The following is a 21,832-nucleotide window of genomic DNA, read 5'->3' as shown; positions in this document are numbered from 1 at the left end:
GCTACTGGATCACCACCTTGACGATGCCGGTGAGGGCGATCTGGGCGAGGGAGAGGGGGACGAGGAGGGTCCAGGACAGTTTCTGCAGCTGGTCCTCGCGCAGGCGGGGGTAGGTCACGCGCAGCCAGATCACGAGGAAGGCGAGGAGGGCGGTCTTCAGCAGGGTCCAGACCCAGCCGAGGCCGTCGGCGCCCCAGGGGCCGTGCCAGCCGCCCAGGAAGAGGACGGTGGTCAGGCCGCACAGGATGACGATTCCGGCGTACTCGGCGAGGAGGAAGAGGGCGAAGCGCAGGCCGGTGTACTCGGTGTACGCGCCGAAGATGATCTCCGAGTCGGCGACCGGCATGTCGAAGGGGGGCCGCTGGAGTTCGGCGAGTCCGGCGACGAAGAAGACGATCGCGCCGACGATCTGCCAGGGCAGCCACCACCACTCGAAGGCGTCGAGGATGCCGGGGATCGACACCGTGCCGGCCGCCATCGCCACCGAGGCGGCGGTGAGCAGCATCGGGAGTTCGTAGGCGAGGAGCTGGGCGGCGGTGCGCAGGCCGCCGAGGAGGGAGAACTTGTTGGCGGAGGCCCATCCGGCCATGAGCGAGCCGAGGACGCCGACGCCCATGACGGCCAGCACGAAGAAGATGCCCGCGTCGATGACCTGGGCGACGGCGCCCTCGCCCGGACCGATGGGGATGGCGAGGAGGACGAGCAGGTACGGCAGGAGGGCCACGGCGGGGGCGAGCTGGAAGATACGGCGGTCCGCGCCCGCCGGGACCACGTCCTCCTTCTGCGCGAACTTCACGCCGTCGGCGACGAGCTGGGCCCAGCCGTGGAAGCCGCCGGCGTACATCGGGCCGAGGCGGCCCTGCATGTGGGCCATCACCTTGTGTTCGGTCTGGCCGATGAGCAGCGGGAAGGTCAGGAAGACGACGAAGACGATCAGGAGTCGCAGGGTGACGTCGAGCACGTCGTTCACTGCGGGCCTCCTGCGGGGTCTTCGCGGGTCGGGGTGGTGTCGGCGGAATCGGAGGGACCGGAGGAAGCAGCGGAGTCGGCGGAGTTGGAACGGCCGGTTTCCGGGGGCGGGGTCTGCGAGTCCGGGGGCTCACTCTCGGCTTCGGCCGCCTGTTCGGCCTTGGGCCGCTGTTCGGCCCCGGGTGCCTGCTCGGCCTTCGGGGACTGCTCGGTTTCGGCCGCTTGCTCGGCCTTGGGCTTCTGCTCGGCCTCGGGCGCCTGCTCGGCCTCGGGACCCTGCTCGGCCTTGGGACCCTGCTCGGCCTCGCGCGCCTGCTCGGAGGCGGGCTCGTCGAAGGTCGGGCGGGCGTGGTGCCACGGGGCGTCGGGGCTGCGGGGAGTCGCGGGGGGCTTCGGGGTACGGCTGTCCGGGCCCGGTGTCGCGGCGGTCTCGTCCGTGTCGCCTGCCGGGGCAGTGCCGGACGTGGCTCGCTGGCTCGCGGAGCCCTCGGAGGCGCTGCGCGCGCGACGGGGGGCGGCGGGAGTGCCCGTTCCGGTGCGCTGGGACGCCGAACCCTCGTTCGCGCTGCGCGCGCGGCGCGGGGTCGGAGTCTCCGGGGTCCCGCCCGCCGGCGTGCCCTCACGTTGTGAGGCCAAGCCCTCTCCGGCGCTCCGTGTGCGGCTGGGCGTGGTCGGTGGTGCGGGTGTGTCTGCCTGTGGCTCGGTGGCGGGGGGCGTCTGGCTCGCCGAGCCCTCCGCTGCCGTACGCATGCGGCGTGCCGGGGGCTCCCCTGCGGCTGTGGGCGTCGCCGACTGGCTGGCGGAGCCCTCCGTCGCGGTGCGGGTGCGGCGTGCCGGGCGGTCGCCGGCTGCGCGGGCCGCACCGCGGGCCGGGCGGGCGGGGGCAGGGGGGAGCTGGCCCTTGAGGGGGCCCCACTCGTTGGGGTCGGGGACGCCCGGAGGGAGCATCTGGCGGCGCTTGGGGCCGCCGTGTGCTGCACCCGCCGCAGGCTCCCCCGGCTCCTTCGCGCCGGGCCAGGCCTTGGCGACGCGCGCCGCCAGGACGAAGTCCTTGCGGAGGGGGTGGCCCTCGAAGCCGTCCGGCAGGAGCAGGTGGTCCAGCGCGGGGTGGCCCTCGAAGTCGACGCCGAACATCTCGTGCGTCTCGCGTTCGTGCCAGGCCGCGCCCGCGTAGACGCCGACGGCGCTCGGCAGCACCGGCGCCTCGTGCGGGACCGTCGTGCGCAGCAGCAGCCGTCGTACGGGGGCCAGGGCCGCGACGTGGGCGGTGACATGGAAGCCCGTGCCCGGTTCGTCGACCGCGCTCAGCCAGTCGAAGTACGTGCAGCCCAGCCGGTCGCGCGCGGTCTCCAGGGCGGGGAGCCAGGCGGCCGGCGGTACGTCGACGGTCAGCACGTCGTACGACTCCTCGGCCGTGGCCTCCGTACCGAACAGGTCCTCGACGCCGGCGGGCAGCCAGCCGACGGCGGTCATCGTTCCTCCCCCGCGGCCGGCGGTGTCACCAGGCCGCTCTGCAGCGCGGCGGCGGACGGCCGGGAGGCCGACCCGTACCGCTCCTCCAGCGACTCGCGCGCGATCTTCTCCTGGAGCTTCAGGATCCCCTGGAGCAGGGCCTCGGGGCGCGGCGGGCAGCCGGGGACGTAGACGTCGACGGGGATGATCTGGTCGACGCCCTTGGTGACGGAGTACGAGTCCCAGTACGGGCCGCCGCAGTTGCTGCACGCGCCGAAGGAAATGACGTACTTCGGCTCGGGCATCTGCTCGTACAGGCGTTTCACGGCGGGCGCCATCTTGTCCGTGACCGTCCCGGACACCACCATCAGGTCGGCCTGGCGCGGGCCGGGCGCGAACGGGATGACGCCGAGGCGGATGAAGTCGTGGCGGGCCATCGACGCTGCGATGAACTCGATCGCGCAGCAGGCCAGGCCGAAGTTGAAGACCCAGAGCGAGTAGCGGCGGCCCCAGTTCAGGACGACCTTCATCGGCTCGGGGGCGAGGCGCGCGAGCGCGCCCAGCCGCTTCGGCTCCGGCAGCAGGACCGGCTGGCCGATCGGTTGGCCGTTCGGCTGACCGATCGACGGGCTGTTGGTGTCTGGCGTCACGTCCATGCCAGGACGCCCTTCTTGTATGCGTACAGCAGGCCCACGGCCAGGAAGCCGAGGAAGATGAACATCTCGACGAGGGTCGTGGCGCCGTAGCCGGGGGCGGCGAAAACCGTCGCCCAGGGGAACAGGAAGATCGAGTCGACGGCGAAGATCACGTACAGGAACGCGTAGACGTAGTAGCGGACCTGGGTGTGAGCCCAGCCCTCCCCGACTGGGTCGACGCCGCACTCGTATGTCAGGAGCTTCTCCGGCGTGGGGACCACCGGCCGCAGCAGGCGTCCGGCGCCGAAGGCCACGGCGACGAACAGCACGCCGATGACGGCGAGCAGGCCGACGACCGAGTACGACTGGAAATAGTCGGCCGCGTACGTCTGGGCATAGTCGGCCGCGTGCCTCTGGGTGTACTCGGCCGCGTGCGTCGCGCGGTCCGCCGCGGCGGCGGTCGAATCGACGACGGTCGGTTCCGGCACGTCCGTCCCTCGCTCCCTGACCTCGTGACCTGTGGACTTGTGACCCGTGGACCTGGTGAACGCCGCTGTATGGCGACCTGTACGCACGGGAGTCTAGGGCCTGCTAAAGAGAGCGTAAGCAGCCCGTCATGCGTTGGGACACAGGTGAGCATGCGCCCGTCCGGCGAGCGGCCCCGCGGCGGCCGGTTTCGCGGGGGTGGTCGCGGGGGGTGGGGTTTTCCTCAGGGGAACTCGGCGGTCCACCTCATGGCGCGACGGCCTGGCGACGGGCACGCTAACCGATATGACCGAACGCTACCCGCCCGCGAGTTCGAATGCGACCGAGCCCGACGACCGCCTGCCTCCGGCCCGCTTCGCCTTCGCGGGGCGCACCTGGAAAGAGATCGCGCATCTCCTGGCGAACCTGCCGATGGCGCTGTTCGGCTTCGTCTACGTGGTGACGGTGCTGTTCGCCGGCGGCATGCTGACCCTCACGGTGATCGGCCTCCCGGTGCTGGCGCTGGGACTCTCGGGCGCGCGGCTGATGGGCCGGTTCGAGCGGGCCCGGGCCAGGGCGCTGCTCGGGGTGCGGATCGACGAGCCGAGCCCGCTGCCGCTGCACCGGGCCGACGGTCTCCTCGGCCGGCTGTGGATGAGGCTGAAGGATCCGGTGGGCTGGCGAACGTTCCTGTACGACTTCATACGGCTGCCGTGGGGTGTGCTCACCTTTGCGATCACGCTGACCTCGTTGTTCGTGCTGTGGCCGGTGCTGCCGTTCATCGCGCGGGGGCTGACCAGTGCCGACCGGGCGATGGTGCGGGGGCTGCTGTCGCCCTCCGACGAGCTGGAGCGGCGCATCGCCGAGCTGGAGTCGGACCGGGGGGTCGTGGTCGACACGGCCGCCGCCGACCTGCGGCGCATCGAGCGTGACCTGCACGACGGTGCGCAGGCCCGCCTGGTCAACCTGGCCATGGGTCTGGGCCTTGCCAAGGAGAAGCTGCTGGAGGATCCCGACACGGCGGCGGCGATGGTCGAGGAGGCGCACTGCGAGGTGAAGCTCGCGCTGCAGGAGCTGCGAGACCTGGCCCGCGGCATCCACCCCGCCGTACTGACCGACCGCGGACTGGACGCGGCCCTGTCATCGGTGGCCTCGCGGTGCGCGGTCCCGGTGAAGGTGATGGTCGAGCTGGCGGAGCGGCCGGCGGCGGCGATCGAGGGCATCGCGTACTTCACGGTGTCCGAGCTGCTGCAGAACATCAGCAAGCACAGCGGGGCGAAGGCGGCGTCGGTCGACGTGGGGCGGACGGACGACCGGCTGCTCATACAGGTGTGGGACGACGGTCGCGGAGGCGCGCGGCTCGACGGCGGTACGGGCATGCGGGGGCTGGCCGACCGGCTGGACGCCGTCGACGGGGTGTTCGTCGTCGAGTCGCCGGAGGGCGGGCCGACGACCGTCACGGCGGAGCTGCCGTGGCGGAACCGCACGGGCACCGACCGCGCGGGGGCGGCCGTCTCCGGGAGGGGTTCGCGGGGCAAGGCGGCGTCGGGCAAGGGGGCGCCGGGAGAGGCCGCCTGACACGGCTGGGTCGTCGGGGCGGGGCCGCCGCTCGCGACGGTGCTACTCCCGGCGGGCTACTCCCGGCGGGCTGCACCCGGCCGGGCCCGGCGGATCTGCTCCCGGCAGGGGCGGGGCAGGGGCTGCACCCGGCTGAGGGCCGGCGGGCTACTGCCGCGGGGGCAGACGAGGCCAGCACCGCGGGAGGGGGCGGGCGGAGCTGCTTCTGGCAGGTCCGCTCCCGGCAGGGGCCCATCGGGCCTGCTCCCGCCAGATCCGCTCCCCGCTGGGGTGGGGAAAACCCCCGTCCAAGACGCCGACGGACTCCATGGTCTGCCGACCTGCGGGCGAGCAGGGTGGACGTACGACGGGCGCAGCCGCAGGACGTTGCCGACCCTGCGGGACGCGAAGGACGAGTAGGACGGGACGACACCGATGGCCATGGAGTACGGACAGGGGTACGGGCCCGACGGCGGGTCCGGGCCGCACGGGGCAGGCTCGTGGGGCGGCGAGGAGCGGCGGCACCAGCTGCCGGCCGGGCTGCGGGCACCGTGCGAGGCGCGCACCTGGCAGGCGTTCGGACATGTGCTGCTGAGCCTGCCGATCGCCGTCCTGCTGTTCACCTTCACCGCGACGATGGTGGCGCTGGGGGCGGGCCTGCTGGTGACGTTCCTCGGGGTGCCGGTGCTGGCGGTGGCGCTCGCGAGCTGCCGGGGACTGGGGGTGCTGGAGCGGGCCCGGGCGCGGGCGCTGCTGGGTCTGGAGGTGGCTGAGCCGGAGCCGCTGCGGGCGCAGAAGCCGGGTGCGATGGGCTGGATAGCGGCCGTGCTCAAGAGCGGCACGTCGTGGCGGGCCGTGCTGTACTCGCTGCTGTTCTTCCCGTGGGCGGTGTTCTCCTTCTGCGTCGCCGTGACCGTGTGGGTCTGCGGGTGGTCGCTGGTGACGTATCCGCTGTGGTTCTGGGTGTTCCCGATGTACGCCGGTCAGGGCGGGATCCAGCTGTACGGCGACGACCAACACCGGATCTACCTGGACAACCCCTTCGAGATCACCGTGACCACCGCTGTGGGGCTGCTGATCACGCTGGCCGTGCCCTGGATCACGCGGGCGCTGACGATGGTGGACCGGCTGCTGGTGGCCGGGCTGCTGGGGCCGTCGCGGCTGGCGACGCGCGTGGTGGAGCTGGAGTCGGACCGGGGGGTCGTGGTCGACACGGCCGCCGCCGACCTGCGGCGCATCGAGCGCGATCTGCACGACGGGGCGCAGGCGCGGTTGGTCAACCTGGCCATGGATCTGGGGCTGGCGAAGGAAAAGCTGCGGGAGGACCCGCAGGCAGCGGTGCACATGGTGGACGAGGCGCACGGCGAGGTGAAGACGGCGTTGCAGGAGCTGCGGGATCTGGCCCGCGGGATCCATCCAGCCGTCCTGACCGACCGGGGGCTGGACGCGGCGCTGTCGGCGGTGGCGGCGCGGTGCACGGTGCCGGTGCGGGTGGAGGTCGACCTGGCGGAGCGGCCGGCGCCGGCGATCGAGGGGATCGCCTACTTCACGGTGTCGGAGCTGCTGCAGAACATCAGCAAGCATGCGCAGGCCACACGGGCGGCGGTGGAGCTGTGGCGGGTGGAGAACCGGCTGATGCTCCAAGTCGCCGACAACGGGGTTGGCGGGGCCGGCGTCTCCAGTGGCTCCGGGCTGGCCGGGCTGGCGGAGCGGCTCGACGCGGTGGACGGGGTGCTGGTGGTGGACTCGCCGGTCGGGGGGCCGACGCGGGTGACGGCGGAGTTGCCGTGGCGGGATGAGGGGGTGGGTTGAGCGGGTGGGGTGAGCGGGTGGGGTGGTGAGCCGACGGCGGCTGCGGGCGGCGTGGGTCAAGGTCCGGGGGGGGTGGGGCAGGGGCCGGGTAGGGGCGTGAGCGGTCGCGGGAGCTGAGGTCGGTAGGTTTCGCCCCCGCCGCCCTTACCCGTTCGCATCCCCAGGGGCTCCCCCCTTCGACCCCGCCAGGGCTCCGGCCCTGGACCCCCGGGCGGCCCCAGGACCAGGCCGCCCCAGACCCAGGCAGCCCTCGCGCTCCGGGCATTCCCAGGCCCATACAGTCCCTGGACCCCAGGCAGATCCAGGGCTCTGGGCAGTCTTTGCGCTCCGGGGGGATCCCCAGGTCCCGGCGGTCCCAGGCCCAGTCGGTCCCTAGGCCCAGGCAGTCCCTGGACTCCGGGCAGCCCCAGACCCAGGCAGCGCCCAGACCCAGGCAGTCCCCAGACGCCAGGGCCACAGGCAGCCCCTGGCCCCCGGGCCGGTCCCTAAATCCCGGACGATCTCAAGGCCTGGCCGGTCCCTGACCCCATGCGGACCCCGGGCGAACCCTGACCCCAGCCGGTCCTGACCCCGCGCGAACCCTGGCCCCCACGCGAACCCTGACCCCAGGCCGCCCCCCTGCCGACGATCCCGAGCCACCCCAGCCGACTCCCCGCCCCTCACCGCAAGCTCACGCCACTCCCCCTGAACCACCACGAGCGCCAACCGCCCGGCCCCGCTCCCGCAACCGCCCCGTTCTCCCAACCACCCCACCCCGCCCCGCTCCCGCAACCGCCCCGCGCCCCAACCCCCGCCCCCTCATTCGCGCCCCCGAATCCCGTTGCCTGGGCGCATCCGTCCCTCAATGCTGGAATGCTGGACCTGGCGTCGTACGGGGCGGCGTGGAGTCGGGGGGAGGGGGACAAGGATTGTGGAGGACAGGGTGCGGGTGGTCATCGCCGAGGATTCGGTTCTGCTCAGGGAGGGGCTGACCCGGCTGCTGACCGACCGCGGGCATGAAGTCGTCGCCGGCGTCGGGGATGGGGACGGGCTGGTCAAGACCATCACGGAGCTGGACGCGCAGGGGGAGCTGCCGGACGTCGTCGTCGCGGACGTACGGATGCCGCCGACGCACACCGACGAGGGCGTCAGGGCCGCGGTGCAGCTGCGCAAGGCGCATCCCGGACTCGGTGTGCTCGTGCTGTCGCAGTACGTGGAGGAGCAGTACGCCACCGAACTGCTGGCGGGTTCCAGTCACGGCGTCGGCTACCTCCTCAAGGACCGGGTAGCCGAAGTGCGTGAGTTCGTGGAAGCGGTGGTGCGCGTGGCCGAGGGCGGTACGGCCCTCGACCCGGAGGTCGTGGCGCAGCTGCTCGGCCGCAGCCGCAAGCAGGACGTGCTCGCGGGACTCACCCCGCGGGAGCGGGAGGTCCTGGGCCTGATGGCCGAGGGCCGGACGAACTCGGCGATCGCCAGGCAGCTCGTGGTGAGCGACGGAGCCGTGGAGAAGCACGTCAGCAACATCTTCCTGAAGCTGGGGCTCTCGCAGAGCGAGGGCGACCACCGCCGCGTGCTGGCCGTACTCACCTACCTCAACTCCTGAGACGACCCGAAGCGACCCGAAGCGACCCGAAGCGACCCGAAGCGACCCGAAGCGACCCGAAACGGCCGGCGGCGACCAGCAACGACCAGCGGCGAGCAGAACCGAAGAACGACCCGGGAGCGTCTTCCAGAGCAGCGCCGGGGACGGGCAGAACATGGCGTGTCAGGGCAGCGGGCCGTCTCAAAGTGGTGTCCATCATGCGAATGGCCGCAGGAAGGCGACCCCTGCGGTCGTAGGGTTGATCCTGGGAAGGCCTACGGGAAGGCCCGTCCCGGACAGCCGCCTCAAGGGAGGTCCAGTTCAGTGACCAGCCAGGTCAGTAGCCCAGCGGAGCAGGCCGACGGAGCAGTCGTAGGGGAGCAGCGCGAGCCAGCAGGCGACAAGGACGTCCGCCGCCTGGACCGGGTGATCATCAGGTTCGCGGGGGACTCGGGTGACGGTATGCAGCTCACCGGTGACCGCTTCACCTCGGAGACCGCGTCGTTCGGCAACGACCTGTCGACCCTGCCGAACTTCCCGGCCGAGATCCGCGCACCCGCCGGCACCCTGCCCGGCGTGTCCTCCTTCCAGCTGCACTTCGCCGACCACGACATCCTCACCCCCGGTGACGCACCCAACGTCCTGGTGGCGATGAACCCGGCCGCCCTGAAAGCGAACATCGGCGACCTGCCGCGCGGCGCGGAGATCATCGTCAACACCGACGAGTTCACCAAGCGGGCCATGCAGAAGGTCGGGTACACCACCAGCCCACTGGAGGACGGCTCCCTCGACGGCTACAGCGTCCACCCGGTGCCGCTGACCACCCTCACGGTCGAGGCGCTCAAGGAGTTCGCCCTGTCCCGTAAGGAGGCCGAGCGCAGCAAGAACATGTTCGCGCTCGGGCTGCTGAGCTGGATGTATCACCGGCCCACCGAGGGCACGGAAAAATTCCTGCAGGCCAAGTTCGCCAAGAAGCCTGACATCGCGAAGGCCAACATCGCCGCGTTCCGGGCGGGGTGGAACTTCGGCGAGACCACCGAGGACTTCGCCGTCTCCTACGAGGTCGCCCCGGCCCAGTCGGCGTTCCCGCCCGGCCTCTACCGCAACATCTCCGGCAACCTCGCCCTCTCCTACGGCCTGATCGCCGCCGGCAAGCAGGCCGACCTGCCGCTCTTCCTGGGCTCGTATCCGATCACCCCGGCCAGCGACATCCTGCACGAACTGTCCAAGCACAAGAACTTCGGCGTGCGCACCTTCCAGGCCGAGGACGAGATCGCCGGCATCGGCGCCGCCCTCGGCGCGGCGTTCGGCGGCTCGCTGGCCGTCACCACCACCTCCGGCCCCGGCGTGGCGCTGAAGTCCGAGACCATCGGCCTGGCGGTCTCGCTGGAGCTGCCCCTGCTGGTGGTCGACATCCAGCGCGGCGGGCCCTCCACCGGTCTGCCCACCAAGACCGAGCAGGCGGATCTGCTGCAGGCGATGTACGGCCGCAACGGCGAGGCCCCGGTACCCGTCGTGGCCCCGCGCACCCCGGCCGACTGCTTCGACGCCGCCCTGGAGGCGGCCCGCATCGCGCTGACCTACCGCACGCCCGTCTTCCTCCTCTCGGATGGCTACCTGGCCAACGGCTCCGAGCCCTGGCGCATCCCGGACCTGGACGACCTGCCCGACCTCACGGTGCAGTTCGCGCAGGGAGCCAACCACACCCTCGACGACGGCACCGAGGTCTTCTGGCCCTACAAGCGCGACCCGCACACCCTCGCCCGCCCCTGGGCCATCCCCGGCACCCCCGGCCTCGAGCACCGCATCGGCGGGATCGAGAAGGAGGACGGTACGGGCAACATCTCCTACGCCCCCGCCAACCACGACTTCATGGTCCGCACCCGCCAGGCCAAGATCGACGGCATCGACGTGCCCGACATCGACGTCGACGACCCGCACCAGGCCAGAACCCTGGTCCTCGGCTGGGGCTCGACCTACGGGCCCATCACCGCGGCCGTACGGCGGCTGCGCCGCGCCGGGGAGTCGATCGCACAGGCCCACCTGCGCCACCTCAACCCCTTCCCGCGGAACCTCGGCGCGGTGCTGCGCTCGTACGAGCACGTCATCGTGCCGGAGATGAACCTCGGCCAGCTCGCCACCCTCATCCGGGCGAAGTACCTGGTCGACGCCCACTCGTACAACCAGGTCAACGGCATGCCGTTCAAGGCGGAGCAGCTCGCCGCGGCTCTCAAGGAGGCCATCGATGGCTGAGACGTCCACGGAAGGCACGGGCACGATCGAGGCGCTTTCCCTCGTGCCGAAGGCCGAGGGCAGGCAGTCCATGAAGGACTTCAAGTCCGATCAGGAAGTGCGCTGGTGCCCCGGCTGCGGCGACTACGCCATCCTCGCCGCCGTGCAGGGCTTCATGCCCGAACTCGGCCTGGCGAAGGAGAACATCGTCTTCGTCTCCGGCATCGGCTGCTCCTCCCGCTTCCCGTACTACATGAACACCTACGGGATGCACTCCATCCACGGCCGCGCCCCCGCCATCGCCACCGGCCTCGCCGCTTCCCGCCGTGACCTGTCCGTCTGGGTCGTCACCGGCGACGGAGACGCCCTCTCCATCGGCGGCAACCACCTCATCCACGCCCTGCGCCGCAACGTCAACCTCAAGATCCTGCTCTTCAACAACCGGATCTACGGCCTGACCAAGGGGCAGTACTCCCCGACCTCCGAGGTCGGCAAGATCACCAAGTCGACGCCGATGGGGTCGCTGGACGCGCCGTTCAACCCGGTGTCGCTGGCGATCGGCGCGGAGGCGTCCTTCGTGGCCCGCACGGTGGACTCCGACCGCAAGCACCTCACCGAGGTGCTGCGCCAGGCCGCCGCCCACCCCGGCACGGCACTGATCGAGATCTACCAGAACTGCAACATCTTCAACGACGGCGCCTTCGACGCCCTCAAGGACAAGCAGCAGGCCGAGGAGGCCGTGATCCGGCTGGAGCACGGCAAGCCCATCCGCTTCGGCACCGGGGGCACCTCCCGCTCGAGCGAAGCCGAGAGTGGGAGAGGCTCCAAGGGCGTCGTACGGGACCGGCTGACCGGTGACCTGAAGGTCGTCACGGTCACCGCCGACAACGAGGCCGAGATCCTGGTCCACGACGCGCACTCGCCGTCCCCGACCAACGCCTTCGCCCTGTCCCGGCTGGCCGACCCGGACACGCTGCACCACACCCCGATCGGCATCTTCCGCTCCACCGACCGGCCGGCGTACGACACGCAGATGTCGGACCAGCTCGACACCGCGATCGAACAGCACGGCAAGGGCGACCTGGCCGCGCTGCTGGCGGGCGGCGACACCTGGACGGTGGTCGGCTGACCTCCGCAGGACGCGAGACGCACCTGGCGGGCGGAGGCCCGGACCGTTACGACGCAGTCCGGGCCTCGTCGTATGCCCGCCGCGCCCGCTGCACGTCGCCCATCCGCTGCTCCGTCCACGTCGCGAGCGCCCGCACCTGCTCGGCGGCCTCGCGGCCCAGCTCGGTGAGGGAGTAGTCGACGCGCGGCGGGATCACAGGCTTGGCGTGGCGGTGGACGAGACCGTCCCGTTCCAGAGTCTGGAGCGTCTGTGTGAGCATCTTCTCGCTGACCCTGCCGATCGCCCGGCGCAGCTCGCTGAAGCGGTGCGGACCCTCCGAGAGCCGGATCAGTACGAGGACGCCCCAGCGGCTGGTCACGTGCTCCAGCACCAGGCGGTGCGGGCACATCTGCTCGCCGTCGCTGACCCGATCACTTACTGCCATACCAGTAACTTACTTCAAAGTGGGTACTTTCGAAGAGTTAGCGCACATCCTAGGGTTAGTGCCAACGCACCCCACAAGGAGTCCCAGAATCATGAGCATCATCGTCACCGGAGCCACCGGACACCTCGGCCGTCACGTCGTGGAGCAGCTGCTGGAGAAGGTCCCGGCGGATCAGATCACCGCGGTCGCCCGCAACGCGGAGAAGGCCGCCGGCCTCGCGGACCGAGGAGTGAAGCTCGCGCTCGCCGACTATGACTCCCCCACCTCCTTCGACGGCCTGTTCTCCGCCGGCGACAAGGTGCTCCTGATCTCCGGCAGCGAGGTGGGCAACGACCGCGTCGGGCAGCACAAGGTCGTCATCAACGCCGCCAAGGCCGCCGGTGTCGCCATGCTCGCCTACACCAGCGCCCCCGGCAGCCTGACGGCCGCCCTGGCCGACGACCACCGCGGCACCGAGGAGGCGATCCTGGCCTCCGGCCTGCCGTACGTGCTGCTGCGCAACGGCTGGTACCACGAGAACTACACCGAGAACCTCGGCCCCGTTCTGGAGCACGGCGCCGTCGTCCAGGCCGCCGGCGAGGGCCGGGTCTCCTCCGCCTCCCGCGCCGACTACGCCGCCGCCGCGGTCGCCGTGCTGACCGGCGAGGGGCACGAGAACAAGACGTACGAGCTGGGCGGCGACGAGGCATGGAGCTTCGCCGAGTACGCGGCCGAGCTGAGCCGGCAGACCGCCAAGGAGATCGCGTACAGCCCCGTCTCCGTCGAGGCCTTCACCGGCATCCTGACCGGCGCCGGCCTGCCCGAGCCGCTGGCCGCGATCATCGCGGGCGTGGACGCCTCCGTCGAGAAGGGCGAGCTGGTCGTGACCACCGGCGACCTCTCCCGCCTGGCCGGCCGTCCGACCACGCCGATCTCCGAGGCCATAGCCGCCGCACTCAAGGGCTGAACTCCCCCCAGTAGAAACCCCTGAGAGCGGTTCACCCCCGCCTGTCATGACCGTATGGCGATACGAGCATGACAGGCGGGGGTCTCCGGCGTTACGGTCGTGCCCGCGTGCGTCGTTCGTGCGCGGGGGCGATAAGCGGGGCGTCGAGGAGGAGTGGTCCATGGCCGGGGAACCGAGGAGCGAGCGGCACATAGGTCTGCTGAACGGTTTCGCGGCGTACGGCATGTGGGGCCTCGTCCCCCTGTTCTGGCATCTGCTCGAATCCGCCGGGGCCGTCGAGATCCTGGCCCACCGGATGACCTGGTCCCTCGTCTTCGTCGCCGCCGCGCTGCTCGTCGTACGGCGCTGGGCCTGGGCCGGCGAACTGCTGCGCCAGCCGCGCAAACTGGCGCTCGTCGCGGTCGCCGCGACGGTCATCACCATCAACTGGGGCGTGTACATCTGGGCGGTGAACTCCGGCCGGGTCGTCGAGGCCTCGCTCGGGTACTTCGTCAACCCGCTGGTCACCATCGCCCTCGGCGTGCTGCTGCTGAAGGAGCGGCTGCGCCCCGTGCAGTGGGCGGCGGTAGGGACCGGCTGCGCGGCGGTGCTGGTGCTCACCATCGGCTACGGCCGGCCCCCGTGGACGTCCCTCTGCCTCGCTTTCTCCTTCGCCACGTACGGTCTGGTGAAGAAGAAGCTGGACCTCGGCGGCGTGGAGTCGCTGGCCGCCGAGACCGCGATCCAGTTCCTGCCCGCGCTGGGCTATCTGCTGTGGCTGACCGCGCAGGGCAAGTCGACCTTCACCACCGAGGGTGCGGGACACGCGGCGCTGCTCGCCGCGACCGGCGTCGTCACCGCGCTGCCGCTGGTCTGCTTCGGCGCCGCCGCGATCCGCGTGCCCCTGTCCACGCTGGGCCTGCTGCAGTACCTGACCCCGACCCTGCAGTTCCTGCTCGGCGTCCTCTACTTCGGCGAGGCCATGCCACCGGAGCGCTGGGCCGGCTTCGCGCTGGTCTGGCTGGCGCTCACGCTGCTCACCTGGGACGCGCTGCGCCGCGCGCGCAGGCCCGTGACCGACTCCAGCGCGCCCAGGGCAATCATGACCACCGGCACGACCAGCGCCGTACGGAACGCCGACAGGATGGAGTCGGGGTCCGGTCCGGTGGACGCGAGGCCGTAGACGGCGGTCACGGCCGAGATGCCGATCGCCGCGCCGAACTGCGTCGAGGTGGTCAGCAGCCCACCTGCCAGGCCCCGCTCGTGCTCGGCGACCCCGTCGGTCGCCGCGATCGTCAACGGCCCGTACGCCAATGCGAACGCGACACCCGCGAGCAGCAGCGTCAGGAACATCGCCGCGTACGACCAGTCCATGCCGACCGGCAGGAACAGCGCGTACGCGAGCACGGCGAGCAGGAAGCCGCCGACGATGACGCGGGCGTGGCCGTAGCGGGCGACGAGCTTCGGGGTGAGCGTCGGCGCGAGGACCGCGTCGCAGCCCATGACGATCAGCGCGACCGACGTCTGGACCGCCGACCAGCCGCGCAGCTCCCGCGCGGCGTACGACGCGCGGGAGGCCGAGGTCAGCTCTCCGTAGCGGCCCTGCGGGACCGGTGGGCCCTGACCTTCTCCCGGTTCCCGCAGTGCTCCATCGCGCACCAGCGGCGGCGGCCCGGCCGTGAGGTGTCGACGAAGAGCAGGTAGCAGTTGTGGGCGCCGCACTCGCGGACGCGGTGCGCGTACGGGCCGGTGAACAGGTCGATCGCGTCGCGGGCGACCGTCGACAGCAGCTGGGTGCCCGTGGCGCCGGGGGCCCAGGCACGGGTGCCGTCCGGCTCGATGCGGGAGACGAGCGGGGGCTCGGCCGCGGCGGCGTTGACGATGTCCAGGTGGCCGGGGTGCAGCGGGCGGCCGTGCGCGCGGTCGGCGGCGAGCAGGAACACGGTGTTCCGCAGGGTGCGCGCACGCTCCAGCTCGGCCTCGTCCACGGCGAGGCCGAGCCCGTCCGCGAGACGACTGCGCCCGGCCCAGACGACCAGGTCAGCGGGCTCGTGCAGCACCTCGTACCGCGCGAAGGCACCGGGCCCGCCCGTCGTCACCAGCTCCAGGCACAGGGCGCCGGGGTCGAAGCGGAAGACCTTGCCGCCGTACGAAGTCAGCGTCAGCCCCGGCGTTTCCGTTGCACGCTCACTCACGTAACTAATATATGTGGTTACATGGCCGACAACACACCGCACCCGCTCCACTGGAAGATCGTCATCGACTGCGCGAACCCGCAGGCGCAGGCCGACTTCTGGGCCTCCGCGCTGCACTACGAGGTCGAGGACAACAACGCGCTCATCGAGAAGCTGCTGGACTCCGGCGCCGTACCGGCCGAGTTCACCGTCGAGTTCCACGGCCGGCACGCCTTCCGGGACCTGGTCGCCGTACGGCATCCCGGCGACCCGTACGACAAGGAGAGCGGGACCGGGCTGGGACGGCGGCTGCTGTTCCAGCGCGTACCGGAGGCGAAGACGGTCAAGAACCGGCTCCACCTGGACCTGCACCCCGATGAGGGGACGCGCGAGGACGAGGTCGTACGCCTGGAGGGTCTCGGGGCGAACGTGCTGCGGCGGGTGGCGGACCAGGGCACGGCGTGGGTCGTGATGGCCGATCCGGAGGGGAACGAGTTCTGCGTGCACTAGTGCGGCAACAACTCAACGGCTTGTCCGTATAGCGCTCTTGACGGGGATTCAGCCGGGCTCCACCATCCAGGCACCCCATTCACCGTGGAATTCGGAGCCCCCACATGAAGCTCTCCGTTTCCGGGCGTGCGCTGGCGGCCGGTGTCGTCGCTGCCGCCACGCTACTGGCCGGCGGTTCCACAGCCGGCGCGGCGCCCAGCCCCGAGGCCCCGGCCGCCGCACCCGACATCCCGCTGGCCGGCGTCAAGGCCCACCTCGCGCAGCTGCAGTCCATCGCCACCGCGAACGGCGGCAACCGCGCGCACGGCCGGGCCGGTTACAAGGCCTCGCTCGACTACCTCAAGGCCGAGCTGGACGCAGCCGGATTCACCACCAGCGTCCAGCAGTTCACGGCCTCCGGCCGCACCGGCCACAACCTGATCGCCGACTGGCCCGGCGGCGACACCGGCCAGGTCGTGATGGCCGGCTCGCACCTCGACAGCGTCGGCTCCGGGCCCGGCATCAACGACAACGGCACCGGCTCGGCGGCCGTCCTCGAAACCGCGCTCGCCGTGGCCCGGGCCGGGTACAAACCCGCCAAGCACCTGCGGTTCGCCTGGTGGGGCGCCGAGGAGCTGGGGCTGGTCGGTTCCAAGCACTACGTGAGCCGCCTGTCCGCCGCCGACCGCGCCCGGATCAGCGGCTACCTGAACTTCGACATGATCGGCTCGCCGAACCCGGGCTACTTCGTCTACGACGACGACCCCACGATCGAGAAGACCTTCAAGGACTACTTCACCGGCCTCGGCGTCCCGACCGAGATCGAGACCGAGGGCGACGGCCGCTCCGACCACGCGCCCTTCAAGAGCGCGGGCGTGCCGGTGGGCGGGCTGTTCACAGGTGCGAGCCGGGCCAAGTCGGCCGCGCAGGCCGCCAAGTGGGGCGGCACGTCCGGGCAGGCCTTCGACCGCTGCTACCACTCGTCCTGCGACACGACCGCCAACGTCAACGACACCGCACTGGACCGCAACAGCGACGCGATCGCGCATGCGGTGTGGGAGTTGTCGGGCTAGGCAGGGCCTAACTGCCTGGCGTGCTCGCTGACTTGCGGGCGCGGTCGGTCAGGCGGTCCATGCGGGCGCGGGCCGACTCCAGTTCCTCGATGTCGTCGGCGGCGGGGCCGTCCTCGGCCGCTAGTTCGGTCCATCGGCCGATCAGGTCCCGTCCCAGGTCGAGTCCCTGCGCCGGGTCACGTACGGCGCGCCAGGCGGTGGCCGCGCTCTGGATGTTGCCGTACGCGGCCTCCGCGTCACCCGCGCGGCGGCTCACCGTGACCAGGTCGAGGGAGAGGTGGAAGGCGCGGACCGGGTCGCCCGCCAAGTAGGCGATGTAAGCGGCGAGTTCGCGCAGCCGGAGCACCTTCGGGTGTTCCGGCCCCAACGTCGCCGACGCCTCGGTGACCGTCCGCTCCACCAGCCGTGTTGCCACGTCGGTCCGCCCCGCCCGCACGGCCTCGTTGATCCGCCCCACCGGCTCCGCGAGCCGCGCGGGGGCCGGGCTGTCACCGGGCGCGGTGAGCGGTTCGTCCCCGAGCACCGCCTCGGCCACGGCGTCGAAGCCGCGCGCGGGGGTGGGTTTGGGGTCGTCCGGTACGAGGTCGGAGACGGCCAGATGCTCTGCCGAGCGGTCGTGGCGGGGGGCGTGGGGAGCGCGTGTGGCTTCGGGGGTGGGGAGAGGTTGCGGGGCGCGCGGGGCTTCGGGCGGGGGGAAAGGCACGGGTGCGCGGTCGGTGGGGCCCTCGGGTGCAGGTACGGGTCCCGGGGCGTGGTCGGTCTCGGGGACGGCGGGGTGCGGGCGGGCGTCCATCACCGGCGGTGGGCCGAACTCGCCCTTCGGGGGCGCGACCGTGCCCGGGGACTGGTCCTCCGGCGGGCCTGCCGAGGCCGGTGCGGGCGGCGTGCCCGGCACGCCCTGCGCGTGCCGGGGCGGCTCCGGTACGGCCCTCATGGGGAACGTCTGCGCGGTGTCCCGTACGTGTTCCGATCCTGGCGGTACCGGCAGGGACCGTAGGACATGGGTGGGATGGTCCGCCGCCGGTCGCCGGGACGGCGCGGCGTCGGACGCCGGCTCGGGGGCGCCCGGTGTGCGGAGGGGCTCCGCGGTGAAGTGGCTGGAGCCGTCCGGGTCGACCCGGAGCGGTACGACGTAGCCGATGCGCTCGTCGTGGACCGTGGCGAGGACGGGGTGCCCGGCGGCCCGGGCGATCTGGTGGAGGCGGTTCAGGACGGCATGCTGGACCTCCTCGCCGGGCGCCGCGACCACCGGGACTCCGCCGACCAACGCGCTGCCCGCACCGCCCGTACCCACGGTGGAGCCACCGGGAACCGAGGGGACGTGAACCTCGATCGGCGTCTGCGGGGCCTCCGCAGGTACCGTCCGCTTCTGTTCCCGCTTCTTCTCGCGGCCCAGTCGAGCCATCGTCCCCTCACTCCCCCGACGTCGAGAGCCGGTCGTATACACCTACTGTTGAGTCTCTCCGGCCGCGCGCGGCGCTCTCGTCACCGCGTTGTCACAGGCTCGTCCCAAGGACCGCATGCCCCGTTCCGCGTAGTTCAAGGGCCCGTGAGGATCGGCGGACGGGGAGAGGCGGACGAGGGTGAGAAGGAGGAGCGCGGGCATGCAGACAGGCATGCGGCAGGGACCGGAGATCTGGATCCGCGGACCGGTGGAGGGGGCCGAGCCCGCACCGCCGGACCGCGCGCCCTCCTCCACGAGGCCCCGGCGCTTCTCCTGGGTCGCCACGCACGGCGGCGCCGGCGTCTCCACGCTCGCCACGCTCTACGGCGGCCACGACTCCGGCCGCGTCTGGCCCGGCCCCGGCGATCCGCAGTCCGTACTCCTCGTCGCCCGCACCCACGCGGCCGGTCTCGAGTCGGTGGTACGTGCCGTGGAGTCGTTCCGGCACGGGGACGTACCGGCGGGCCTCGACCTGGACGCGGTCGTACTGGTGGCGGATGCCCCGGGACGGCTGCCCCGTCCGCTCGCACACCGGATCAAGGCGATCGAGCAGACCGTCGACGTCTACCGCGTCCCCTGGGTCCCCGCCTGGCGCCTGGGCGACCTGACCGGCCACCCACCCCGCGAAACCCACGCCCTGGCCCGCCTCACGGGAGCACCCCACTGACGACAGGGCCGGCTCCCACCGAGAGGACCCCCGGGCGGCCCGCCGACGGGCTCCCCGGATCCGCCGAAAAGATCGCCTCCGCCGTACGGTCGCGCACGCTGCGGGCCGTCGACGTGGTCGCGGCGGCGCTCGACCGGATCGAGCGGGCGGACGGACCTGTGCGCGTTCGTGGAGGTGTGGCGGGAAGCGGCGCTGCGGCGGGCGTCCGAGGTGGACGCCCAGGTCGGCGCAGGTGAGGCGCTGCCGCTGGCGGGGGTGCCGATCGCGGTGAAGGGGCGGCACGGACTGCGAACGGCGGGCCCGCTTGTCACGGCCGGGTGTGTCGCCGTGGGCGCCACGTCCGTGCCCGCGCCGGGAACGCCCTGGCAGACCTGGGGACTCGGCGCCCATGGCCGTACCGTCAACCCATGGCGCGCCGACCGCACACCGGGTGGCTCCTCGGCCGGGTCGGCGGCAGCGGTGGCGGCCGGCCTCGTAGCGCTCGCGACCGGAAGCGACGGGGCCGGGTCGGTACGGATCCCGGCGGCGTGGTGCGTCGGCCTGAAGACCACGAACCGTGACCGGGCGAGCCTCACGGCACCCGGCATCCTCGCCCGCTCGGCGACGGACGCGGCGGCCTGGTGGCGGGCGGTGTCGGGAACGCCTGACGGCACCGCTTCCTTCCCCGTCACCGCCCTCTGGTCCCCCGACCTCGGTTTCGCCGCCCCCGACCCGGAGCCCGTCGCCCTCGCGCGTGCCGTGGTGGCACCGCTCGTGGACGGCGGTGTCGCACGGCTCGCACGGCCACGTGCCCCGCTCCGCCTGGAGGACAGCAAGGCGCGGCTGCTGCTGACGCCCACTGTGTGGAGCAGCAGTGGTCGATCTCGCCGCGCATCCGTTGCCAGAACTAGGCCGTGATGTCCTTCGCCGTGAAGCGTGCCCAGGCCGCCGAGCCGAACACCGCCGCGTACACGGCCTGGAGGCCGAGGTTCTTCGTCAGGTCGTCCCAGTAGACCGGCTCGCGCATGAGGTCGGCGAAGGACAGCCAGTAGTGGGAGAAGAAGTACGGCTGGAGCGCGTGGAGCTGGGGGATCTGGTCGAGGATCTGGACGGTGATCAGCAGCCCGACGGTCGTCGCCATCGCCGCGATGCCGCTGTTGGTCAGCGTCGAGACGAACAGGCCGAGGGCCGCGACGCCGATCAGTGACGCGGCGACGACCAGGGCGATCAGCAGGGCTCTGCCCAGGCCTTCGGCGAAGCCGATCTGCGTGCCGGAGATGGTGGTGAGGTCGCCGAGCGGGAACAGCAGCGCCCCGACCGCCAGCGCCGAGACCGCGACCGTGAGGGTGGCCAGCAGGCAGAAGGCGATGACGGTCGCGTACTTGGTGAGCAGCAGCCGGGTGCGGCCGGCGGGGGCGACCAGGAGGTAGCGGAGCGTTCCGGCGTTGGCCTCGCCCGCGATCGCGTCCCCGGCGATCACGCCGATCGCCATCGGCAGGAAGAAGGGGAGCGTCGCGGCGAGCGCGGTGAAGACCAGGAACAGGCCGTTGTTGGTGATCTGCGAGATGAACGCCGGGCCACCGCCCCCGCCTCCGCCGCCGGCCGACGAGCCGTCGCTCGTCTCGATCTTCACGGCGATCCCGACGAGGATCGGTACGGAGGCCAGCACCCCGAGCAGCGCGAGGGTGCGCCAGCGCCGGAACGTGGTGAGCAACTCGCTGCGCAGCAGGCCGAAGGTCCACAGCACACTGACCGGACGCAGGGCCTCGGCCTGCGACCGGTTGCCCCGCACCACCTCAGCCCGCGACATCGAACCCCTCCCCCGTCAGCGCCACGAACGCGTCCTCCAGCGAGGCCCGTTCGACCCCGAAGCCCCGGACCCGGACCCCGGCCGTCACCAGCGCGGCGTTCACCTCGGCGAGATCCCGCTCCGGCGCCTCGCCGGTCACCCGGTCCTCGGCCACCACCACATCGCCGACGCCCTGTTCCTTCAGCACCCTCGCCGCCTCGCCCGGGTCCGGCGTGGTCACCACCAGCCGGCCGCGCGCCCCGGCGGCCAGGTCGGCGACCGGGCCCTGGGTGATCAGCCGCCCCTGGGCCATGACGGCGGCGTGCGTGCAGACCTGCTCGATCTCGTCGAGGAGGTGCGAGGAGAGGAAGACGGTCGTGCCGTCCGAGGCCAACTCCCTGATCAGGGTGCGTATCTCGCGCATGCCCTGCGGGTCGAGGCCGTTGGTCGGCTCGTCGAGGACGAGCAGCTTGCGCGGCTGGAGCAGCGCCGCGGCGAGGCCGAGGCGCTGCTTCATGCCCAGCGAGTACGCCTTGGCCTTCTTGCCCGCGGCGGCCGCGAGCCCCACCCGGTCCAGTGCCGCCGCGACGCGCTCACGCCGGGTGCGCGGGTTGGCGGTCGGGTCGGCGGCGTCGTACCGGAGGAGGTTGTCGCGGCCGGAGAGGAAGCCGTACAGGGCGGGTCCCTCGATGAGGGCGCCGACGTGCGGGAGCACGGCGCGCGTGGCCCGGGGCATGGGCTGCCCGAGGACGCGTGCCGTGCCCGAAGTCGGCTCGATCAGCCCCATCAGCATGCGGATGGTGGTGGTCTTGCCGGAGCCGTTGGGACCGAGGAAGCCGAAGACGCTGCCCGCCGGGACGCTCAGGTCGAGGCCGTCCACGGCGAGTTGTCCGCCGCGGTAGCGCTTGGTGAGCGCGCGGGTGGCGATGACGCCGTCTCCCGCGCTCGGAACCCCCGGGCCGCCACCCTCGCCCGGCGCACCCGGCCCCGCAGCCGCGCTCGACGCGCCCGGCTCCGTGGCGGACGGTTCGCCCATCGGCTTCCTCGATTCTCGTA

General features: G+C 72.1%; 20 protein-coding genes and 1 pseudogene. 11 read left to right on the top strand and 10 right to left on the bottom strand.

Features of this window, described 5'->3' with window-relative positions:
* Window position 1 precedes the first annotated feature (1 nt).
* Genes H8R17_RS15095 through H8R17_RS15080 form a run of 4 tightly spaced genes read right to left on the bottom strand, consistent with a single transcriptional unit; the run spans window position 2 to window position 3,544 of the window.
* Window positions 2-970, bottom strand: coding sequence for a complex I subunit 1 family protein (locus H8R17_RS15095; RefSeq protein ID WP_187823693.1), 969 nt, complete (start codon window positions 968-970; stop codon window positions 2-4).
* Window positions 967-2,442, bottom strand: a complete 1,476-nt coding sequence (locus tag H8R17_RS15090; protein ID WP_187823692.1) for an NADH-quinone oxidoreductase subunit C — start codon at window positions 2,440-2,442, stop codon at window positions 967-969. Before H8R17_RS15090 ends, H8R17_RS15095 begins: the two co-directional genes overlap by 4 nt.
* Window positions 2,439-3,077, bottom strand: coding sequence for an NADH-quinone oxidoreductase subunit B (locus tag H8R17_RS15085; protein WP_187823691.1), 639 nt, complete (start codon window positions 3,075-3,077; stop codon window positions 2,439-2,441). Before H8R17_RS15085 ends, H8R17_RS15090 begins: the two co-directional genes overlap by 4 nt.
* Window positions 3,068-3,544, bottom strand: coding sequence for an NADH-quinone oxidoreductase subunit A (locus H8R17_RS15080; RefSeq protein ID WP_187823690.1), 477 nt, complete (start codon window positions 3,542-3,544; stop codon window positions 3,068-3,070). The genes H8R17_RS15085 and H8R17_RS15080 overlap by 10 nt, the downstream gene beginning before the upstream one ends.
* Window positions 3,545-3,827: 283 nt before the next feature.
* Here H8R17_RS15080 and H8R17_RS15075 point away from each other — a divergent pair, with 283 nt between their 5' ends.
* The 5 genes from H8R17_RS15075 (at window position 3,828) to H8R17_RS15055 (ending at window position 11,812) form a co-directional block, all read left to right on the top strand.
* Window positions 3,828-5,099, top strand: coding sequence for a sensor domain-containing protein (locus H8R17_RS15075; protein WP_187823689.1), 1,272 nt, complete (start codon window positions 3,828-3,830; stop codon window positions 5,097-5,099).
* Between the two features lie 414 nt (window positions 5,100-5,513).
* On the top strand, window positions 5,514-6,890 hold the full coding sequence (locus H8R17_RS15070) for a sensor histidine kinase (RefSeq protein ID WP_187823688.1): 1,377 nt from the start codon (window positions 5,514-5,516) through the stop codon (window positions 6,888-6,890).
* Window positions 6,891-7,800: 910 nt separating this feature from the next.
* On the top strand, window positions 7,801-8,472 hold the full coding sequence (locus H8R17_RS15065; protein WP_187823687.1) for a LuxR C-terminal-related transcriptional regulator: 672 nt from the start codon (window positions 7,801-7,803) through the stop codon (window positions 8,470-8,472).
* Window positions 8,473-8,775: 303 nt separating this feature from the next.
* Window positions 8,776-10,704 (top strand): 2-oxoacid:acceptor oxidoreductase subunit alpha, encoded by a 1,929-nt coding sequence (locus H8R17_RS15060; RefSeq protein ID WP_187823686.1) that lies wholly within the window; start codon window positions 8,776-8,778, stop codon window positions 10,702-10,704.
* Window positions 10,697-11,812, top strand: a complete 1,116-nt coding sequence (locus H8R17_RS15055; RefSeq protein WP_187823685.1) for a 2-oxoacid:ferredoxin oxidoreductase subunit beta — start codon at window positions 10,697-10,699, stop codon at window positions 11,810-11,812. The genes H8R17_RS15060 and H8R17_RS15055 overlap by 8 nt, the downstream gene beginning before the upstream one ends.
* 46 nt (window positions 11,813-11,858) lie before the next feature.
* Here H8R17_RS15055 and H8R17_RS15050 read toward each other — a convergent pair whose 3' ends face one another.
* A complete protein-coding gene (locus tag H8R17_RS15050; RefSeq protein WP_187823684.1) occupies window positions 11,859-12,236 on the bottom strand; it encodes a helix-turn-helix domain-containing protein in 378 nt (125 codons plus the stop codon).
* Between the two features lie 91 nt (window positions 12,237-12,327).
* On the opposite strand from H8R17_RS15050, the gene H8R17_RS15045 reads away from it, so the two are divergent.
* Complete coding sequence (locus H8R17_RS15045; RefSeq protein ID WP_187823683.1) at window positions 12,328-13,182, top strand: SDR family oxidoreductase; 855 nt, start codon at window positions 12,328-12,330, stop codon at window positions 13,180-13,182.
* A 160-nt stretch (window positions 13,183-13,342) separates the two neighbouring features.
* Window positions 13,343-14,344: an EamA family transporter RarD gene (rarD, locus tag H8R17_RS15040; protein ID WP_187823682.1), complete on the top strand. Its 1,002-nt coding sequence runs from the start codon at window positions 13,343-13,345 to the stop codon at window positions 14,342-14,344.
* Window positions 14,345-14,424: 80 nt separating this feature from the next.
* Here the strand turns inward: rarD and H8R17_RS46710 are convergent.
* A pseudogene (locus H8R17_RS46710) lies at window positions 14,425-14,664 on the bottom strand (MFS transporter); the annotation flags it as partial.
* Window positions 14,665-14,744: 80 nt separating this feature from the next.
* Window positions 14,745-15,356: an ABATE domain-containing protein gene (locus tag H8R17_RS15030; protein WP_187823681.1), complete on the bottom strand. Its 612-nt coding sequence runs from the start codon at window positions 15,354-15,356 to the stop codon at window positions 14,745-14,747.
* Window positions 15,357-15,377: 21 nt separating this feature from the next.
* On the opposite strand from H8R17_RS15030, the gene H8R17_RS15025 reads away from it, so the two are divergent.
* Both H8R17_RS15025 and H8R17_RS15020 read left to right on the top strand, forming a co-directional pair.
* On the top strand, window positions 15,378-15,845 hold the full coding sequence (locus H8R17_RS15025) for a VOC family protein (RefSeq protein WP_187823680.1): 468 nt from the start codon (window positions 15,378-15,380) through the stop codon (window positions 15,843-15,845).
* A 104-nt stretch (window positions 15,846-15,949) separates the two neighbouring features.
* A complete protein-coding gene (locus H8R17_RS15020) occupies window positions 15,950-16,897 on the top strand; it encodes a M28 family metallopeptidase (protein WP_187823679.1) in 948 nt (315 codons plus the stop codon).
* Between the two features lie 7 nt (window positions 16,898-16,904).
* Here H8R17_RS15020 and H8R17_RS15015 read toward each other — a convergent pair whose 3' ends face one another.
* Window positions 16,905-18,302 carry a tetratricopeptide repeat protein gene (locus tag H8R17_RS15015; protein WP_187823678.1) on the bottom strand — a complete coding sequence of 466 codons (1,398 nt, stop codon included), beginning with the start codon at window positions 18,300-18,302 and terminating at the stop codon, window positions 16,905-16,907.
* A gap of 199 nt (window positions 18,303-18,501) precedes the next feature.
* Here H8R17_RS15015 and H8R17_RS15010 point away from each other — a divergent pair, with 199 nt between their 5' ends.
* Both H8R17_RS15010 and H8R17_RS15005 read left to right on the top strand, forming a co-directional pair.
* The gene (locus tag H8R17_RS15010) at window positions 18,502-19,008 is read left to right on the top strand and encodes a DUF6668 family protein (RefSeq protein WP_187823677.1); all 507 of its coding nucleotides are present in this window, start codon (window positions 18,502-18,504) and stop codon (window positions 19,006-19,008) included.
* Window positions 19,009-19,176: 168 nt separating this feature from the next.
* A complete protein-coding gene (locus H8R17_RS15005; protein ID WP_399476738.1) occupies window positions 19,177-19,905 on the top strand; it encodes an amidase family protein in 729 nt (242 codons plus the stop codon).
* Here H8R17_RS15005 and H8R17_RS15000 read toward each other — a convergent pair.
* Both H8R17_RS15000 and H8R17_RS14995 read right to left on the bottom strand, forming a co-directional pair.
* Complete coding sequence (locus H8R17_RS15000) at window positions 19,895-20,797, bottom strand: ABC transporter permease (protein WP_187823676.1); 903 nt, start codon at window positions 20,795-20,797, stop codon at window positions 19,895-19,897. The two genes, H8R17_RS15005 and H8R17_RS15000, sit on opposite strands and share 11 nt — an antisense overlap.
* On the bottom strand, window positions 20,784-21,812 hold the full coding sequence (locus H8R17_RS14995) for an ABC transporter ATP-binding protein (protein WP_187823675.1): 1,029 nt from the start codon (window positions 21,810-21,812) through the stop codon (window positions 20,784-20,786). Before H8R17_RS14995 ends, H8R17_RS15000 begins: the two co-directional genes overlap by 14 nt.
* Window positions 21,813-21,832: the final 20 nt, after the last annotated feature.

Origin of the sequence: Streptomyces sp. TRM68367 (assembly GCF_014495685.1) — a bacterium.
Classification (GTDB): domain Bacteria; phylum Actinomycetota; class Actinomycetes; order Streptomycetales; family Streptomycetaceae; genus Streptomyces.
Note: the sequence above shows the minus strand (reverse complement) of the source record. Positions and strands in the feature narration are given on the sequence as shown.

Excerpts from the sequence above, each read along its gene's own strand:
- H8R17_RS15045 (WP_187823683.1), top strand. The coding sequence starts at position 12,328 with ATGAGCATCATCGTCACCGGAGCCACCGGACACCTCGGCCGTCACGTC.
- H8R17_RS15015 (WP_187823678.1), bottom strand. The coding sequence starts at position 18,302 with ATGGCTCGACTGGGCCGCGAGAAGAAGCGGGAACAGAAGCGGACGGTA.
- H8R17_RS15070 (WP_187823688.1), top strand. The coding sequence starts at position 5,514 with ATGGCCATGGAGTACGGACAGGGGTACGGGCCCGACGGCGGGTCCGGG.
- H8R17_RS15055 (WP_187823685.1), top strand. The coding sequence starts at position 10,697 with ATGGCTGAGACGTCCACGGAAGGCACGGGCACGATCGAGGCGCTTTCC.
- H8R17_RS15000 (WP_187823676.1), bottom strand. The coding sequence starts at position 20,797 with ATGTCGCGGGCTGAGGTGGTGCGGGGCAACCGGTCGCAGGCCGAGGCC.
- H8R17_RS15025 (WP_187823680.1), top strand. The coding sequence starts at position 15,378 with ATGGCCGACAACACACCGCACCCGCTCCACTGGAAGATCGTCATCGAC.
- rarD (WP_187823682.1), top strand. The coding sequence starts at position 13,343 with ATGGCCGGGGAACCGAGGAGCGAGCGGCACATAGGTCTGCTGAACGGT.
- H8R17_RS14995 (WP_187823675.1), bottom strand. The coding sequence starts at position 21,812 with ATGGGCGAACCGTCCGCCACGGAGCCGGGCGCGTCGAGCGCGGCTGCG.
- H8R17_RS15050 (WP_187823684.1), bottom strand. The coding sequence starts at position 12,236 with ATGGCAGTAAGTGATCGGGTCAGCGACGGCGAGCAGATGTGCCCGCAC.
- H8R17_RS15085 (WP_187823691.1), bottom strand. The coding sequence starts at position 3,077 with ATGGACGTGACGCCAGACACCAACAGCCCGTCGATCGGTCAGCCGAAC.
- H8R17_RS15010 (WP_187823677.1), top strand. The coding sequence starts at position 18,502 with ATGCAGACAGGCATGCGGCAGGGACCGGAGATCTGGATCCGCGGACCG.
- H8R17_RS15090 (WP_187823692.1), bottom strand. The coding sequence starts at position 2,442 with ATGACCGCCGTCGGCTGGCTGCCCGCCGGCGTCGAGGACCTGTTCGGT.
- H8R17_RS15075 (WP_187823689.1), top strand. The coding sequence starts at position 3,828 with ATGACCGAACGCTACCCGCCCGCGAGTTCGAATGCGACCGAGCCCGAC.
- H8R17_RS15020 (WP_187823679.1), top strand. The coding sequence starts at position 15,950 with ATGAAGCTCTCCGTTTCCGGGCGTGCGCTGGCGGCCGGTGTCGTCGCT.